The sequence below is a fragment of the Aquirufa originis genome (assembly GCF_042714495.1).
Lineage (GTDB): Bacteria > Bacteroidota > Bacteroidia > Cytophagales > Spirosomataceae > Aquirufa > Aquirufa originis.
In genome coordinates this window covers 81,081-97,870 of sequence record NZ_JBBKXY010000003.1, presented here as the reverse complement: position 1 = coordinate 97,870, position 16,790 = coordinate 81,081, and the positions used below count along the sequence as shown (strand labels likewise).

Sequence of the window (16,790 nt, the reverse complement as noted above, 5' to 3'; positions counted from 1 at the left end):
AATTTAAGTTCGTTTAATCAGCATCGTTTCCGCTTCTTCTCTCCGCATAGAGAGGGTATAAGACCCAGAAACGCGAATGGCGATAGGGTCGCCGAAAGGTGCCAAATGAGTCAATATGACTTCAGTTCCTGGCAAACATCCCATTTCCAATAGCTTTAAAGAAAGCAGTTCGTCCGTAAAGCCCACAATCTCCCCTTTTTCACCAATCTTCAAGTCGGCCAAATTTGCCATGCTCACTATTTAGAATAATTCAAAATTAGACACAAATGTACTAAGTATTTCTGAGCTAAAAAATGATACAAATAGTTTTTTCTGTCGTAAATTGCAGGTTCATGGCATTAACAGAAATATTCGTGTTGATTCGCAAAGAAATGCAATTAGAGTGGCGCAATAAGTATGCGATCCACGGGCTAGTGCTATATTTAGCGGCGACGATTTTCATCTGCTATTTATCCTTTAAGGCCAAACAACAATCCATACATCCGATTATGTGGAATACGCTGTTTTGGATTATCCTTTTGTTTTCTGCCGTGAATGCGGTGGGCAAGAGTTTTACACAAGAATCTGCGAATCGAAATATCTTCTATTATACGTTTGCAAAGCCTGAATCGGTTATTTTCAGTAAAATCATCTACAACACTTTAGTGATGCTAGGTGTGTCCTTGATCGGGATTTTCTTTTACTCCTGGGTGATGGGGAACCCGGTGGGAAATATGCCACTGTACCTTGTTTCCCTGATTTTGGGCGCGATTGGGTTTGCATCTACTCTTTCTTTAGTGGCTGGAATTGCGGCACAGGGAGAAAATTCAGCCACTTTGATGGCGGTGATGAGTTTCCCGCTAATCATTCCGTTGCTTTTGTTATTATTAAAATTATCCAAAAGTGCCCTTGACGGTATTTCTCTCGCAGAAAACTGGGATGAGATCGCCATTTTGGGGGCTTTAGATATCATCGTTATTGTATTTTCTGGGATCCTTTTCCCGTATATATGGAAACATTAAAACGCCAGTATTGGAAGATTTTGTCGATCATTTTATTGATCTACACCGTCTATGCCGGTTTTAACGGACAAGTGCCGCGCCAACCGATCTTGAACGAGACAATCCGCAACCTGTATTTCCACGTGACCATGTGGTTCACGATGATCTTCTTGCTAGGAACATCCGTGTATCATTCGATTCAGTATTTGCGTAAATCAGATTTGAAATCTGACCTCATTTCGAGCACATACGTGGAAGTGGGGATGGTTTTTGCCATTTTAGGTTTGATTACGGGAAGTGTGTGGGCGAAGTTTACGTGGGGAGATTGGTGGACAAACGACCCAAAATTGAATTCCGTGGCGATTGGTTTATTGATTTACCTGGCTTATTCGTTAGTGCGCTCATCGATGCCCGATGAAATGCAGAAAGCCCGCATTTCGTCGGTTTACAATATTTTCGCGTTTGTGATCTTTATGGTGTTGATTTGGATCTTGCCTCGCATGACCGATTCATTGCATCCAGGAAATGGAGGAAACCCTGCTTTTTCCAAAATGGACTTAGATAACCGCATGCGAATGGTCTTCTATCCAGCGATTATTGGATGGACATTATTGGGCTTTTGGATAGCCCAAATTCGCATTCGAATTAAAAACCTTGAACAACAAAACGAGTTATAATGAAAGCATTTCTTTTACTCTTAGTAAGTATTACGTTAAGTTTTACGGCCAGCGCTCAAGCGAGCGATATCGAGATGGCAGATCAATTCCGTGCTGATGGAAAAATCTACGTGGTGATTGCGGTAGTGAGCGTCGTATTGATTGGGCTATTTGCCTATTTATTCCGTTTGGAGAGAAAAGTCACTGAATTAGAAAAACGCAGCAAATGAAAAAGACACACATCATTGGATTAATCTTAATTGCGGTTGCTATTGGAATCATTATGATAACAACAGCTGACGTAAGTACCTATGTAGGTTTTGATGAGGCGGAAAGCATTTCGCAACAGGATCCGAGCCAAAAAGTACACGTAGTGGGAACCTTAAAAAAGGATGCAGCTGGAAAAATTATGGGCTTAAACTACAACCCTGCCTTAGATGCAAATCGCTTAGAGTTTTTAGTACAAGACAGTTTAGGTCGCGAAAACCAAGTGGTATTCGCAGGACCTAAGCCTCAAGATTTAGAAAAATCAGAGAAGATTGTTTTAGTAGGCAGTATGCATTCCGATAAGGTATTCTATTGCGATAAAATTAATTTAAAGTGCCCTTCTAAGTACCAAGAGGGTAAAATTTCAGCAGACTCAAGCGCCTCAGTAGCCGCAAAAAATTAATATGATACACGAAACCATCGGTTCGGTCGGACATTTATTTGTAATTATTTCATTCGTAACAGCGCTACTAGCGACTTTTGCGTATTTCAAATCGACACAATCCGCAAATGAGATTGAGAATGATTGGAAGATCACGGCACGTGTTTTATTCGGGCTGCATTTTATCTCGGTGATCGTCGTGGCGGCGAGTCTATTCGTGATCATTTACAACCATTATTTCGAATACCATTACGCGTTTACGCACTCCTCGTTGCAATTGCCTACCATGTTCATGATTTCCTGTTATTGGGAGGGACAAGAGGGTTCGTTTTTATTATGGATCTTTTGGCAAGCGGTTTTAGGGCTTTTGTTAATGATCAAAAACCCGAAATGGGAGTCGCCTGTGATGACGGTTTTTGCGCTGGTGCAGACTTTTTTGACTTCCATGATTTTAGGGGTTATTATCCCTTGGATCGATTTGAAAGTGGGTTCTTCGCCTTTCTTATTGTTGCGCGAAGCGCAGCCGGATCTACCGGTTTGGAGCATGCAGCCTAATTTTATTCCCAAAGATGGCCGCGGATTGAATCCTTTACTTCAAAACTATTGGATGGTGATTCACCCGCCTACCTTGTTCTTAGGTTTTGCCTTGACACTAGTTCCGTTCGCCTATTTGATCGCGGGTTTGTGGAAGAAGAAATTGACAGAATGGGTGATGCCAGCTTTGCCTTGGGCCCTTTTTGGCGCGGGAGTTTTAGGGATTGGTATTATGATGGGGGCTTATTGGGCTTATGAGACCTTAAACTTTGGGGGGTATTGGAACTGGGATCCGGTAGAGAATGCGTCATTTGTGCCTTGGTTAGTTTTATTAGGTGCCATCCACACAATGATTGCGCACAAGACGTCGAGTTCGGCATTAAAGACATCGATTATTTTAGTGATTGCGACCTTCATTTTAGTCTTGTATTCGACTTTCTTGAACCGTTCTGGAATTCTTGGAAATGCCTCTGTGCACTCCTTTACGGATTTAGGCCTATCTGGACAACTCTTGTTGTATATGGGAACCTTCCTTTTAGTGGCGATCGGGATGTCAATCTACCGTTGGAAGGATTTGCCTAAGGACCAAAAAGAATTAGGGACGTATAACCGCGAGTTTTGGGTTTTTGTGGGTGCAGCCGTTTTAGGATTGTCTGCTTTCCAATTAACGTTCACGACTTCGATTCCGGTATATAATAAAATCGCGGAGGCTTTTGGCATTCTATCAAACATCGCCTTACCGGCAGACCAAGCAGAACACTACAGCAAAATTCAGATTTGGATTTTCTTAGCGGTAGCTATTTTGAGTGGTATAGGCCAATATGTGTGGTGGGGAAAAATCAAACAAAGCACGACTTTCAAACCTCTCTTAGGTCCAGCTTTAACGGCGACTTTATTGAGCGTGGTATTTATCAATATCGGCAAGATTTACACACTTTCGTACATCGCGTTGTTGTGGAGTAGTTTGTTCGCGGTTTTGGCGAACTTCAAAATCTTGTGGTTCCTGATTCGCGAGAAATTCTCTTTAGTAGGTGGAGCTTTAGCCCACGTAGGATTAGCCATTATGTTAATCGGTATTTTATTCTCCGCGGGTTATTCTAAAGTCGTTTCGTTGAACCGCTCTGGTTTCGCGATTAGCACGAAAGTGGAGGAATTCACGAAGGATAATAATAAGGAGAACAAGGAAAATTTACCCCTTTGGTTAGGACAAGGAGCCCAAATGCAGGACTATTTAGTGACCTACAAAGGACGCCGCATCGAGGTCCGCGGACATAAAGGCTATTTCAATAAGAACGATTTCGAAATTATTGAAGGCGATTTTCACGCATTGGCTTTGAAAAACATCGAACGCGATGGCGTAAAAATTGCGAGCAAAGGTGATACCGTTACCGTAGAACCGGAGAACACTTATTACGAATTAGAATTCAAAAACGAGGAAGGAAAAGCTGTTTCCTTATTCCCTAGATGGCAAGTAAACCCCAAAATGGGCACGGCGATTTCTCCAGACGTCAAACACGCGTGGAACCACGATATTTATACCTACGTCTCCCTTGATCCGCGTTTAGCAGCTGAAGCAGGCTCTGAAAAACAATGGTCACAGACAGAAGCCCAAACGGTTACCACCGGCGACACGCTTTTCATCAATGACTTCGTTGCCATCTTAAAAGAGGTGAATCGGGTAACCAATGTAGATGGAGTAGAATTAGGCGCAAACGATGCGGCGGTTCAAGCGAACTTCCAAGTATTAGGTAAAAATTCACAACAATTTACCCTAAGCCCTACCTTCGTGATTAAAGGGGGAATGGTCGCGATGCCAGCTTTCGAAAGTGAAGAGACTGGTATTAAGATTAAATTCACAGGTATTAACCCGCAAGCTCAGGAGTTTGGTTTTGCGTGGAATACCACCCAACAGGAATTAATCGTCGTGAAAGCCTTAGAGAAACCCTACATTAATTTAGTGTGGATCGGATCTATCTTGATTTTCATCGGTTTATTTATTGCGACGTATCGCCGTTTAAAACCCGCGACCGCGGCTTAATATGGGAAAGAAAGAGATCTTCAGTTTAGCGGCAGCCATCGGGTTTATCCTGATTTGGATTATCGATTTGAATAGCCCTACGCCGGCGGAGGTGAAAGGGCAGTTTTGGGGAGAAATCTTCTACCATTATGGCTGGTTAATGTATGGCGTAGGCTGTTTGTTCTATTACCAATTCGCTAAAAACGAGCGCATTAAGAAAGAAAAAGAACAGGATGGGAGCAAATAACATCAGTTTAGATAATGCCCAAATCATCGGCATTATCGCCTCGATGGTTTTTTCAGCCTTCTTTTCTGGCGTCGAAATGGCCTTCGTTTCTTCGAACAAGCTTTACTTCGAACTCAAGGCGAAACAGGATATTTTAAGTGCGAAAATCATCGCTAATTTCAATCAGCAGCCTTCTCGTTTTATCGGAACGATGCTCATTGGGAATACCTTGTCGCTGGTAGCCTATGGTATATTTATGGAGGAGTTTTTGCACCATGTCGTATTGCACTTCTTATCCATTAATGAGATTTTAGCTCGGTTAATTGCGACGATTGTAGCGACGATTCTTATCCTAATGACCTCGGAGTTTACGCCCAAAAGTGTCTTTTTAATCAATCCAGATGCTATTTTAGAATTTTTAGCGGTGCCTATTTGGGTGATTTACACCTTGATGTTCCCTTTAGTTTGGGTGACAGTGGGTCTGTCTAAATGGTTCATTACGAAAGTCCTTCGTTTGAGTTATTCGGAAGAGAAACCGGCCTTTGGGTTAACGGATTTAAACCATTACCTCCAAAACCTAAACCGCAAAATATCCACCGAACAAGAAGCGGAAGTGGACCACAAAATTTTCCACAATGCACTTGAGTTCAAACAGGTGAAAGTGCGTGATTGCATGATTCCCAGAACGGAAATCACCGCGATTGACATCGAAGATGGAATGGAGAAACTGAAAGAAGTATTCTTAGAAAGCGGGCACTCAAAGGTATTAGTTTACAAAGAAACCTTAGAGGAGGTCGTGGGTTATTGCCATTCTTTGGCCCTATTTAAAAAACCTAAAGATCTACAATCCATTCTGACCAGCATTCCGATTGTTCCAGAGGCGATGCCGGCGAATGATTTAATGATCAAGTTCTCGAAAGAACGTAAATCTCTTGCTCTAGTCGTGGACGAATTCGGTTCCACGAGTGGATTAGTCAGTATGGAAGATGTGATGGAACAGATTTTTGGGGAGATTCAAGACGAATATGATGATTCAGAGGACTGGATCGAAAAGCGAATGGATGATCACACGTTCGTTCTTTCTGGTCGTCACGAGATCGACTATTTAAATGAGAAATACGAATGGAATTTACCGGAGGGGGATTACGAAACATTAGGTGGCATGTTGATCAGCTTGTATGAAGATATTCCACAGGAAAATGAGTTGATTACCTTTGCGCCTTTCCAATTCCAAATCTTGACCACAACGGACGCTCGGATTGATACCGTCAAAGTAATGATTACCGGCAAAATCACTCCAGCTCCCTCATCGGAATTATTGCATTAAAATTCGCTGCAAGGTTTGGCATTTCATTTGTGTTTCCTGCCATTCCTTCGCAGGATCAGAATCCTCTGTTATGCCACAGCCCGCATAGAATACCGCATGATTTTCTTTGATCTCTACTGTCCGTAAATTCACAAATAAATGCGTGGCATTTCCGAGGTTCACAGGCCCCAGATAGCCAGAATACATCGAGCGATCATGACTTTCCGTTCTGGAAATAAATTCAACTGCTTCCTGTTTAGGCGTACCGCAAACAGCAGACGTAGGGTGCAATAATCCTAACATCAAACCGGGCAATTGCGGAAAATCCATCGCCTTCGTATCGACGATGTATTCCGTTTTCAAGTGTAATAAATTGCCAGTAGAAATGGTTTTAGGACCTATTTCTGTATATTCTCTCAATCGAATCTTCTTAAAACAATCAATGATATAGCGACTGACGAAGGCCTGCTCCTCGATCTCTTTTTGAGACCAACGCGCCTGTGAAGGCGAAATGCCAAATCCGTCTGCGTCGACTCCGGATTGAGTGCCCGCTAACGAAATCGTACGAAAAATCCCTGCCGCATTTTGCTCGACTAAAATTTCTGGGGTCGCACACATCCACACACCTGGAAGGGCTGGAATAGACAAAGCACAAACGAAGGCATTCGGATAAGCGGCACCTAATTCTTGCAGAGCTGTCATCACCTTAAAATCGGCTGGCAAATCTTGCTCATCCGTTCTGGACAAAACTACTTTCTGCAATGGTCCCTGCTTGATGGCCGCAATGGCCTCTGAAACCCAGCCCATAAATTCCGTTTTCTTAGCCAGATTTTCAACAGGTGCATCGAAAGGTTTCGAACTTTCAGCTGAGTGAAGCGGAAAAGAAGTAACGGAATCCGCTTGTAAAAAATAGGGCAAACCGATAAAAGGCGCTGCTAAGAATCCAGCCGATAAATCAGCGAGATTCCAACCTTCTTCTAGAATGGATCCTCCTGAAAAATCTTGCAAAAGAAAGGCCTCCTCTCCATGCGGCAAGCGCCAAGCTGCAACCGCTGCCCCTTTTGCAATCCCCTCTTCCCAAGCTAACTCTTGTTTCATTATAATGGTATAATCGCCACCGTTAAACGGCTCGCGCAAATCAAATTCTCTTCCTCGTCGTGGATTTTAATCTCATACACATGAATCTTTCGACCAATGCGCAAGGGAATACACGTCCCAATCACATAACCACCCCGCGCAGACTTCAAATGGTTCGCATTAATCTCCACTCCCACTCCTGTTTCCGTCTTCGGATCTTTCACGGCTAAAACGACCGCCACACTTCCTAGCGTTTCCGCTAAAACCACCGAAGCTCCTCCATGTAACAAACCCAAGGGCTGTTTTGTTCGGTGATCGACCGGCATTTTGGCCTTAATAAATCCAGGCTGAATTTCCGTAAACTCAATACCCAAATGCTCGATCATATTTCCCTTCGACATCGAATTCAATGTGTCTATGGAGATGAAAGTATTAAACATATATTTCGTAATTTTGGCTAAAATTCGGAATAAAATACGATTAATATGCAAGCTCGGCCTGATTTAGTGAAAGATATTTACCTGATTCGCCACGGCGAAACGGAATACAATCGCAAGGGGGTCGTGCAAGGCAGTGGGATTGATGCAGATTTAAATGAATTAGGCCAAAAGCAGGCCGCGGCTTTCTTTGCGCATTACCAAGACCTCCCGATAGATAAAATCTACACTTCGGCGCTTCGCAGAACCCATCAATCAGTGAAAGGATTCATCGACAAAGGTTTACCTTGGGAACAACATGAAGGTTTAAACGAGATTTCGTGGGGAAATAAAGAAGGGAAATCGCCTAATACAGCCGACGATTTATACTATAAAAATCTAACCAAAACTTGGCGCGAGGGTAATGTCCACGTACAATCTGAGGAAGGTGAAAGTCCAGTAGAAGTTTTAGAACGCCAAAAACCGGTGGTCGATCTGCTACTTTCAAGACCCGAAGAAAAGGCTATTTTAATCGCCATGCACGGACGTGCGATGCGGGTTTTATTAACGCATTTATTTAACGCCCCACTTCACCAGATGGATAACTACGCACACCAAAACCTGTGCCTTTATCACTTGCAATACGATTATGCAGCGCAGGAATTCAGGCTGGTGAAAGGCAATTGTGTTATTCATTTAGCTGGCTTACCAGAATCCATGTAACATGTCACGAGAACGTATGTATTGGGTATTTCAATGCGGCGGCTGGATCGCTTGGATTCTCAATGAGGCGGTATTGTACACAAATCAATATGGCTGGCATTGGGCCTGGCTGTATGCGTCTATGGCCAATATCTCGTTAGCCATTTTACTTACACACCAATACAAACGTATCGCGAAGCATTTTGCCTGGCAGGACTTACCTCTTTTTGCGATGTTGCGCAATCATTTCATCGCCCTTAGTGTGATGGCTACCTCCCTAGTAGCACTAAATTTACCGATCGATCAATACTTGTTAGGGGAGAATTTTGAAGTTCAAATGAGCCCCTTCATCATCACCCAATACCTCTTTAATTTTATGAAGCCGTTGGCGATTTGGATGTTGATCTATTTCTTCTTCCAATATTCGAAAAAACAGCTCGTGATGGAGCGGGAAAACAATCAACTCGAACGGGCCATTCAAGAAACAGAGGGCAAGGTCTTGCGTGCGCAAATGAACCCCCATTTCGTATTCAACGCCCTGAATAGCATTCGAGCCTTAATCACAGAGGATCCATCGAAGGCCAAAAAAGGAATCAACCAACTCTCCAAACTGCTCCGCAGCTCCCTGCTCACCGAGCGAAAAAAGACCATCTCCATCGCAGAGGAATTAGACACGATTATCGACTACCTGAATTTGGAAAAGATCCGCTATGAAGAACGCTTGACCTGGAAAGTAGACGTAGCGAAGGAAATAAATCAAGCCCAGATTCCGCCTATGTTATTGCAGACTTTAGTGGAGAATGCGATCAAACACGGTATTGCGCATTCTTCGAAGGAAGGATTAATCGAAATCAAGGGGGAGGTCATTGGTGATCAAATTCTATTACAAGTCATCAATCCGGGGCATTTAAAAAGCCGTGGGGAATCTACCGGCATTGGCTTGATCAATTCCCAAAATCGCCTAACCTTATTGTTTGGAGAGACCGCTCATATTGACTTAAAACCTTTGGACAAAAATCACGTCCAGGCTTCCGTCACGATTCCGTACCTTGCTGAAACAATAGCCTAAATCCTATATGAGAGCCATCATTGTCGACGACGAACGCCTTGCCAGAAATGAACTGAAACGTTTATTAGAGAATTTTCCTTCTATTGAAGTAATTGGAGAAGCAGCGAATACGGATGAGGCAAGTCAACTCATCGAAGAATTACAACCTGATGTAGTCTTTTTAGATATCCAAATGCCTGGCAAAACGGGTTTTGAATGGTTAGAGGAATGGGATGGTTTTCTGCCTGAAATTATTTTCACAACCGCTTTTGATGAATATGCGCTGAAGGCGTTCGAAGTGAACGCTTTGGACTATGTTTTAAAGCCTATTGAGTTAGCGCGCTTAAGTGAAAGTATTCAAAAATTAGAATCCCGTTTTCAGCGTCCAGCTTCCACGGAAAAATCGGTTACAGCCAATCACGTGTTAGGCGGAAACGACCAAATTTTCGTGAAAGACGGGGAGAAATGCTGGTTTGTGCGCTTGGATCGCGTACGCTTGTGTGAATCGATGGGGAATTATGTGCGCTTGTTTTTTGACGACCAAAAACCTCTCGTCTTAAAATCCCTCAATTCCTTAGAGGAACGCTTAGATCCGAAATTATTCTTCCGTTGCAACCGCAAACACATCGTCAACCTGAACTTCATTGAGAAGATTGAACCTTGGTTTTCCGGTGGACTACAAGTAACCTTAAAGGGAGATAAGGCAGAGAAAATCGAAATTTCTCGCCGTCAATCGATTCGGTTTAAGGAGCTTTTGTCTCTTTAGTACTTTTAGTAGTTCGCGCTGGTGCTTCTCCTAATAAGAAACCGTAAGGTTCTAAATTAGGAATCGAATCGAATATCACTTTCATCACGGCCGTTAATGGCAGCGCTAAAATTAATCCTGGAATACCCCAAAGCAATTCCCCACATAACAAGGCCAGCATCGCCACCATGGGGTTCATACTCACCTTCGATCCCACCACGAGTGGCGTAATAAAATTTGCTTCAATAAACTGAGCAGCCGCTACCCAAGCCACCACGGCTAATGCATGCGATGGACTCAAAGTCACCAAGCTCAATAAAATGGGCAACAAAGCACCCATCCAAATGCCTATGTAGGGAATCAATAAAAGTATCCCCGTTAAAAATCCGAAAAACACGGGATACTCCACTCCAATCCACCAAAATCCAACCGAGTTCAACACACCCACAATCAGCATCACCACGAGTAAACCCACTAAATATCCTTGGACCACTGAGCCTGTTTTTTCCATTACCTTCGTCAAAACCTGCCCCTCCGTTTTAGGGAAGACTTTTTGCAAAAAGCTTTCAAAGAAATCGCGGTAGAATAAGAAGAAAAAAGTAAATACCGGGACTAAAATTAAGGCCGTGATGGCGTGCAAAGCGGTCGAAAAAGTCGTACTGATAATTACACCTGAATTTTTCATCAAGGACATGAGCTCATTACTCAGCTCTAACATTTGCTTCCGGCGCGAGATATTGAAATTCGCAGAAATAAAGGACTGCAAACTGGAAATCCACTTTTCCGCCTTTTTCGCAAAGAGTGGAAGCTCAGAAGAGAATTCCATAATTTGCATTCCTGCTACGAAAAGCAAGGAAGAGATCAGTGCAAAAGTCAACAAGATGGCGATGAAGATGGCGAGGGCGCGTGGAAAACCTTTGGCCTCCATCCACTTACTAGCAGGCAATAATAACAAGGATAATACGAGCGCAAAAGAAAGCAAAATCAGTAGGTCCTGTAATACGTAGGCCGCCGCAATAATCAGGGCCATCGATAAGAGGGCGCTGGACAAACGAGACGAATAAGTGGTGTTGATTGACATATCTAATAAATTAACAATTACATAACATACGACTTCCTATATTTGTGTCGTAATCCGTTCACAACCTATGGCACAAGCTTCACCCGCATACAAAATTCTACTCGTAGATGATGATGCAGACATTTTGGAGTTATTGGAATACAATTTACTAAAAGAAAACTTTCTTTTAGCAAAAGCGACGAATGGAAAAGAGGCCATCGCAGCCGCGAAAACTTTCCAACCACATTTGATCATCATGGATGTCATGATGCCCGAAATGGATGGAATCGAAGCAGCCCGCCAAATCAAATCAAATCCCGAATTCAAAAATACACTCATCCTGTTCCTAACGGCACGCGGAGAAGAGTATACGGAAATAGCTGCTTTTGAGAGCGGAGCCACGGATTATGTGGTAAAACCCATCAAATTACGCGCACTAATTAGCCGTATCAATGCCCTTTTAACACGGGAAGCTATCGTTCCTGAATCGAAAAACGACGTCATTTCCATTGGCGATTTAGTGATTGATCGGGTGCAATATGCCGCGACATTTCAGGGCCGTGCGTTGATTTTGCCCAAGAAAGAATTTGAATTACTTTCTTTCCTGGCAAAGAACCCGAACAAGGTTTTCAATCGCGATGAGTTATTGGAGAAGGTTTGGGGATCAGATGTATTCGTAGTGGAACGCACCGTGGATGTGCATATCCGTAAATTGCGTGAGAAAATCCCTGAATATTACATCAAAACACTGAAGGGTGTGGGCTATTTATTTTCAATAGACAAAGCCTAATTACCCATTTTTAGGTAAATTGCATCCCGAATGATGCGCCTAATTTCAATCCTTATTTTTTGTCTTTTAACTACCTGTGCTCTAGCGCAGGGACCTAAACGCGAGTTAAGGGGAGTTTGGGTGGCAACCGTCCAAAACATCGACTGGCCCAGCCCGCGCAATTACGACGGCGCTAAGCAAAAAAACGAATTTATCGACCTATTGAATTCCCACCAAAAAACGGGGATTAATGCCTTATTCGTCCAAATAAGAACGGCTTCCGATGCGCTCTACGCGAAAAGTGCGGAACCCTGGACGACGTATCTTTCTGGAAAACAAGGGCAGGCGCCTAGTCCCTATTACGATCCATTAGAGTTTATGATCGATCAGACTCATGCGAGGGGAATGGAATTTCACGCATGGTTAAACCTGAATCGCGCTTCGATGTCTTCGCGGTCGTTATTAAGTTCAGAACATGTGGCTAGAAAGCATCCGGAATGGTTGCTGACCTATAATGGCCAATTATTGTTTGATTTTGGAATACCGGCGGCGCGCCATTATATCGCTGGATTAGTGCGAAATATTATTTTGAATTACGACGTAGACGGGATTCACTTTGACGATTATTTCTATCCGTATCCAGATCCGAAATCAACATTGAATGACGACGATACCTATGTGAAATACCGGCTTGCTGGGGAGTCAAAGGCAGACTGGAGACGTCGCAATACCAGCGCACTGATTCAGGAAATCTCCGAGACCATTCGCAAAACGAATCCGAAAATCAAGTTTGGAATCAGTCCATTTGGGATTTGGCGACATAAAACATCTGATCCAGTGAACGGATCGCCTACGGTGAAAGGTTTGCAATCTTATGACGACTTGTATGCCGATACAGATCATTGGTTAAAGCAAGGTTGGTTAGATTATATCGCGCCGCAATTGTATTGGGATACGGCACACCGAGTGGCGCCTTTTAAACCATTAGCCGAGTGGTGGAATGCGCATTCGTATGGAAAACCGGTGTATTTTGGGATGGCTTCTTATCATTTAGGGGATGTGTGGTCAAACAAGGAGATGAAAAAGCAGGTGGAGATTAGCCGCAGCATGTCTCAAGGCGAAGGATTGATTTTTTACAGCTCCACTTCGCTAACTAAAAATTCGAAAGGCTTTCGAGACACCCTTCGCTCGAATTATTTCGCCCATCCCGCCTTATTGCCTACCACGCCGTGGCTCGATAGTATTGCACCGCATGCGCCTACACAGGTGTTTTTAGCGAATAAAAAACTGACCTGGCAAGTCGGAGAAGAATCAGATGATAAAGATCCGGTGGCCTATTATGTGGTGTACCGAATCCCCAAACAAGACAAAAAATACCTGGATGACCCGCGCAATATCGTGTACAAAGGGAAGGCAACTGAATTATTTTTGGAACAAGATGACCTTAAACCGGGTTATGGATTTACGGTGACAGCCTTGGATCGACTGCACAATGAGAGCAGACCGAGCGCTATCGCCTGGATTAAACCCGTTAGCAGCGATTAATATGCATTTAAAAATTAAAGAAATTACGGAAGAGACGATCGATACGAAGACGATCCATTTTTGGCAACCGATTCACGATGCTTTGCATTATCTATCGGGTCAGTTTTTAACCGTCATCCCCGAAATCGAGGGCAAAAAAGTCCGCAGAAGTTATAGCTTATCGTCTTCCTCGAAGACCGATATGTCACCTGCCATCACGGTAAAACGCATCGAAGGAGGCTTAGTATCGAACTTTCTATGCGACACTTTGAAAGAAGGCGATAGCCTAGAGGTTCTGGAACCGATGGGGAATTTTACCCTGGAAGCGGAGGCGTCTTCTTCGAAAAATTATGTATTCGTGGGCGCCGGTTCAGGGATCACGCCTTTATTGTCGATGATCAAAACGATCCTACACGGCGAATCTTTGTCTAAAATTCACTTGATCTACGGTTCTCGTCACGAGGATCAAATCATTTTCAAAAAAGTCTTGGATTCATTGGAATCCTTGCATTCTAATCGTTTCAAAGTCTTGCACGTCATTTCTCAACCAGCGGCGAATTGGCCGGGTTTGAAAGGTAGAATTAATCAGGCTTCGATTGTCTATTATTTGAAGCAGGAATTAGGTCTTGATATCGCGTCTGCGCATTATTATTTGTGCGGACCGCAAGGAATGATGACGGAGGTGCAATCGTCTTTAGCGATGTTTGATGTACCGGCGGGTCAGATACACCAAGAATCTTTTGGGGTGGTGGCAAGTGAAGCGATGGAGCAGGCCGAAGAGGATGGCTCGTTGCAAACGCAGGAAGTAACCTTGATTTATGAAGGAAAAGAACATAAAATTACCGTTCAACCGAGCGAAACCATTTTAGAGGCGGCTTTAGAGGCTGACTTAGACATCCCCTATTCGTGCCAAGCAGGCATGTGTACGGCTTGTATGGGTCTATGTTCGAGCGGAAAAGTGGGCATGGACGAGGAAGACGGCTTAACCCCAGGCGAGATCGCGAAGGGCTATATTTTAACTTGCGTGGCGCATCCATTGAGCGCTGGCGTAGTGATTGACTTAGATTAATATGAAAAAGAGAACATTTTTGCCCTCAGATTTCCAGTTAAGTACCTGGGAATCGGTGTTGCCTTATTTTGAAAAATTGAGTGCGACGGAAATCTCCAGCATTGCTGATTTACGGGATTTTTGCACGAACCGCTCCGAATTAGAATCCTACTTATCGGAAAACTTCGCGTGGCGCTACATCAAAATGTCTTGCGATAACCAAAACGAGACGTTGCAAACGAGCTACGCGCAGTTTGTGAACGAAATTATGCCGAATGCCTCTGTTTTTGACGATGCGTGGAATAAGAAAGTGATCGAAAGTCCGTTCGTGAACGAGCTTACGGAAACGGGATTTCCGGTGATGTTGCGCGGCATGAAAAAGGCCATCGAGATCTTCCGCGAGGAAAATATTCCCTTGTTCACGGAATTACAGAATTTAGAAACCAATTATGGGGCCTTAACTGGCGCCTTAATGGTGACGATTAAGGGTGAAGAAAAAACCTTGCAACAAGCGGGGGCATTATTGGAATCCACGGATCGCGCGGAACGCGAAGAGGTGTACCAAACGATGGTTCAAAAGCGTTTGACGATCAAAAATGAGTTAAACGATTTGTATACTTCGCTTATTGAGAAGCGCCATCAAGTAGCTTTGAACGCGGGTTTTGAAAACTACCGCGATTATGCTTTCGCGAGCTTGGGTCGTTTTGATTATGGTCCGGCGGAGTGTTTTGAATTCCACGAGGCGGTAGCCGAAACAGTTGTTCCTTTATTGAACGAGGCGGCGGCAAAGCGCAAAGAAGAAATGGGTTTGGATTCCTTAAAGCCCTTTGACAAGGCGGTGGATCCATTAGGTCGTGGACCTTTGAAACCATTCGAGACAGGGGAAGAATTATTGACCAAAACAATCGGAGTTTTCGACGAGATGGATCCGTTCTTAGGTAACTGCCTAAAAGAAATGGTGACATTGGATCGATTCGATTTAGACTCACGCAAGGGCAAGAATCCTGGCGGCTACAACTATCCCTTAGAGGAAACGGGCTATCCGTTCATCTTTATGAACGCGGCGGGCACGGTGCGTGATGTGGTGACTTTGTTACACGAAGGCGGGCATGCGGTGCACAGTATTTTGACCAAAGACCTAGCCTTAAATTCCTTCCGTAATTTCCCCTCTGAAGTGGCTGAGCTGGCTTCGATGAGTATGGAATTGATGACGATGGACCTGTGGGGACATTATTTCACGAATCCCGAAGAGGCGAAACGCGCCAAAATCAAACACCTGGAAGACATCTTAGAAACGCTTCCTTGGGTGGCGACGATCGATGCTTTCCAGCATTGGGTATATGAAAACCCTGCTCATACTGTCGCACAACGCGAAGAGAAGTGGAACGAAATCGTTTCGAGATTCTCGGATACGGTGACGGATTGGACGGGATTAGCGGAGGTGCGGTCGAATATTTGGCAAAAACAATTGCACCTGTTCGAGGTACCATTCTACTATATTGAATATGCGATTGCGCAATTAGGAGCGCTGGCGGTTTGGCGTAATTATTGCCAAAATCCGAAAAAAGCCCTCGAGCAATACATCGCCGCCCTTTCACTAGGATATACGCAACCGATGAAAACGATTTATGCCACAGCCGGCATCGAATTCAATTTCAGCAAGCCGTATATCCAGGAATTAATGGACTTTTTAGCGGATCAACTTAAAAAAATTGCCGAAAGTTAGGCGAACGATGACCTATTCCTTATTTTTGCAAATAATTATTGACACAGCCTTATGAAATTAACGAATTTACTTTCTTTAGTAGCCATTTTAGCGGTAGCGACTTCTTGTAATTACCAAAAAAACAACACAATCAAACAAAAAGACGTGCGCAAAGGCGATGAGTATGTGTACGGTGTTCACCCAGACAGCGCAGCAGTTCAATCTCAATTGAAATACGATGCAAAGCCAGAACTAGAAGTGAAAGCGAATGCGATCCGCGAGAAATTATTCAAAGGAAAAGCGATTAATCAAGGAAACTAATTCCTGA

Annotated in this window: 19 protein-coding genes; 15 read left to right on the top strand and 4 right to left on the bottom strand. The window is 43.7% G+C overall.

Annotated features, from left to right (window positions below):
- Positions 1-3: 3 nt before the first annotated feature.
- Complete coding sequence (locus SKC35_RS08780; protein WP_377979026.1) at positions 4-231, bottom strand: FeoA family protein; 228 nt, start codon at positions 229-231, stop codon at positions 4-6.
- Positions 232-332: 101 nt separating this feature from the next.
- Here SKC35_RS08780 and SKC35_RS08775 point away from each other — a divergent pair, with 101 nt between their 5' ends.
- Genes SKC35_RS08775 through SKC35_RS08745 form a run of 7 tightly spaced genes read left to right on the top strand, consistent with a single transcriptional unit; the run spans position 333 to position 6,389 of the window.
- Entirely contained in the window at positions 333-1,001 is a 669-nt protein-coding gene (locus SKC35_RS08775) for a heme exporter protein CcmB (RefSeq protein WP_377979025.1), read from the top strand.
- Positions 989-1,657 carry a cytochrome c biogenesis protein CcsA gene (ccsA, locus tag SKC35_RS08770; RefSeq protein ID WP_377979024.1) on the top strand — a complete coding sequence of 223 codons (669 nt, stop codon included), beginning with the start codon at positions 989-991 and terminating at the stop codon, positions 1,655-1,657. The genes SKC35_RS08775 and ccsA (SKC35_RS08770) overlap by 13 nt, the downstream gene beginning before the upstream one ends.
- On the top strand, positions 1,657-1,866 hold the full coding sequence (locus SKC35_RS08765) for a CcmD family protein (protein WP_223131047.1): 210 nt from the start codon (positions 1,657-1,659) through the stop codon (positions 1,864-1,866). The genes ccsA (SKC35_RS08770) and SKC35_RS08765 overlap by 1 nt, the downstream gene beginning before the upstream one ends.
- The gene (locus SKC35_RS08760; RefSeq protein WP_377979023.1) at positions 1,863-2,306 is read left to right on the top strand and encodes a cytochrome c maturation protein CcmE domain-containing protein; all 444 of its coding nucleotides are present in this window, start codon (positions 1,863-1,865) and stop codon (positions 2,304-2,306) included. The genes SKC35_RS08765 and SKC35_RS08760 overlap by 4 nt, the downstream gene beginning before the upstream one ends.
- Before the next feature lies 1 nt (position 2,307).
- On the top strand, positions 2,308-4,857 hold the full coding sequence (gene ccsA, locus SKC35_RS08755; protein WP_377979022.1) for a cytochrome c biogenesis protein CcsA: 2,550 nt from the start codon (positions 2,308-2,310) through the stop codon (positions 4,855-4,857).
- Between the two features lies 1 nt (position 4,858).
- Complete coding sequence (locus SKC35_RS08750) at positions 4,859-5,083, top strand: hypothetical protein (RefSeq protein WP_377979021.1); 225 nt, start codon at positions 4,859-4,861, stop codon at positions 5,081-5,083.
- The gene (locus SKC35_RS08745) at positions 5,070-6,389 is read left to right on the top strand and encodes a hemolysin family protein (protein ID WP_377979020.1); all 1,320 of its coding nucleotides are present in this window, start codon (positions 5,070-5,072) and stop codon (positions 6,387-6,389) included. Before SKC35_RS08750 ends, SKC35_RS08745 begins: the two co-directional genes overlap by 14 nt.
- Here the strand turns inward: SKC35_RS08745 and SKC35_RS08740 are convergent.
- Both SKC35_RS08740 and SKC35_RS08735 read right to left on the bottom strand, forming a co-directional pair.
- A complete protein-coding gene (locus SKC35_RS08740; RefSeq protein WP_377979019.1) occupies positions 6,378-7,466 on the bottom strand; it encodes a chorismate-binding protein in 1,089 nt (362 codons plus the stop codon). The genes SKC35_RS08745 and SKC35_RS08740 overlap by 12 nt on opposite strands.
- Complete coding sequence (locus SKC35_RS08735) at positions 7,466-7,885, bottom strand: hotdog fold thioesterase (protein WP_377979018.1); 420 nt, start codon at positions 7,883-7,885, stop codon at positions 7,466-7,468. Before SKC35_RS08735 ends, SKC35_RS08740 begins: the two co-directional genes overlap by 1 nt.
- A 45-nt stretch (positions 7,886-7,930) precedes the next feature.
- On the opposite strand from SKC35_RS08735, the gene SKC35_RS08730 reads away from it, so the two are divergent.
- Genes SKC35_RS08730 through SKC35_RS08720 form a run of 3 tightly spaced genes read left to right on the top strand, consistent with a single transcriptional unit; the run spans position 7,931 to position 10,377 of the window.
- Positions 7,931-8,584 (top strand): histidine phosphatase family protein, encoded by a 654-nt coding sequence (locus SKC35_RS08730; protein WP_377979017.1) that lies wholly within the window; start codon positions 7,931-7,933, stop codon positions 8,582-8,584.
- A gap of 1 nt (position 8,585) precedes the next feature.
- Entirely contained in the window at positions 8,586-9,632 is a 1,047-nt protein-coding gene (locus SKC35_RS08725; RefSeq protein ID WP_377979016.1) for a sensor histidine kinase, read from the top strand.
- A 7-nt stretch (positions 9,633-9,639) separates the two neighbouring features.
- A complete protein-coding gene (locus SKC35_RS08720) occupies positions 9,640-10,377 on the top strand; it encodes a LytR/AlgR family response regulator transcription factor (protein WP_377979015.1) in 738 nt (245 codons plus the stop codon).
- On the opposite strand, the gene SKC35_RS08715 is transcribed toward SKC35_RS08720, so the two are convergent.
- Entirely contained in the window at positions 10,355-11,437 is a 1,083-nt protein-coding gene (locus SKC35_RS08715) for an AI-2E family transporter (protein WP_377979014.1), read from the bottom strand. The two genes, SKC35_RS08720 and SKC35_RS08715, sit on opposite strands and share 23 nt — an antisense overlap.
- 67 nt (positions 11,438-11,504) lie before the next feature.
- Between SKC35_RS08715 and SKC35_RS08710 the strand changes: the two genes are divergently transcribed.
- The 5 genes from SKC35_RS08710 to SKC35_RS08690 are packed head-to-tail and all read left to right on the top strand — an operon-like array spanning position 11,505 to position 16,783.
- A complete protein-coding gene (locus SKC35_RS08710) occupies positions 11,505-12,206 on the top strand; it encodes a response regulator transcription factor (RefSeq protein ID WP_377979013.1) in 702 nt (233 codons plus the stop codon).
- A 30-nt stretch (positions 12,207-12,236) separates the two neighbouring features.
- Positions 12,237-13,730, top strand: a complete 1,494-nt coding sequence (locus tag SKC35_RS08705) for a glycoside hydrolase family 10-like protein (RefSeq protein ID WP_377979012.1) — start codon at positions 12,237-12,239, stop codon at positions 13,728-13,730.
- Between the two features lies 1 nt (position 13,731).
- Complete coding sequence (locus SKC35_RS08700; RefSeq protein ID WP_377979011.1) at positions 13,732-14,778, top strand: 2Fe-2S iron-sulfur cluster-binding protein; 1,047 nt, start codon at positions 13,732-13,734, stop codon at positions 14,776-14,778.
- Position 14,779: 1 nt separating this feature from the next.
- The gene (locus SKC35_RS08695; RefSeq protein WP_377979010.1) at positions 14,780-16,483 is read left to right on the top strand and encodes a M3 family oligoendopeptidase; all 1,704 of its coding nucleotides are present in this window, start codon (positions 14,780-14,782) and stop codon (positions 16,481-16,483) included.
- Positions 16,484-16,534: 51 nt separating this feature from the next.
- Positions 16,535-16,783, top strand: a complete 249-nt coding sequence (locus SKC35_RS08690) for a hypothetical protein (RefSeq protein WP_377979009.1) — start codon at positions 16,535-16,537, stop codon at positions 16,781-16,783.
- Positions 16,784-16,790 lie beyond the last annotated feature (7 nt).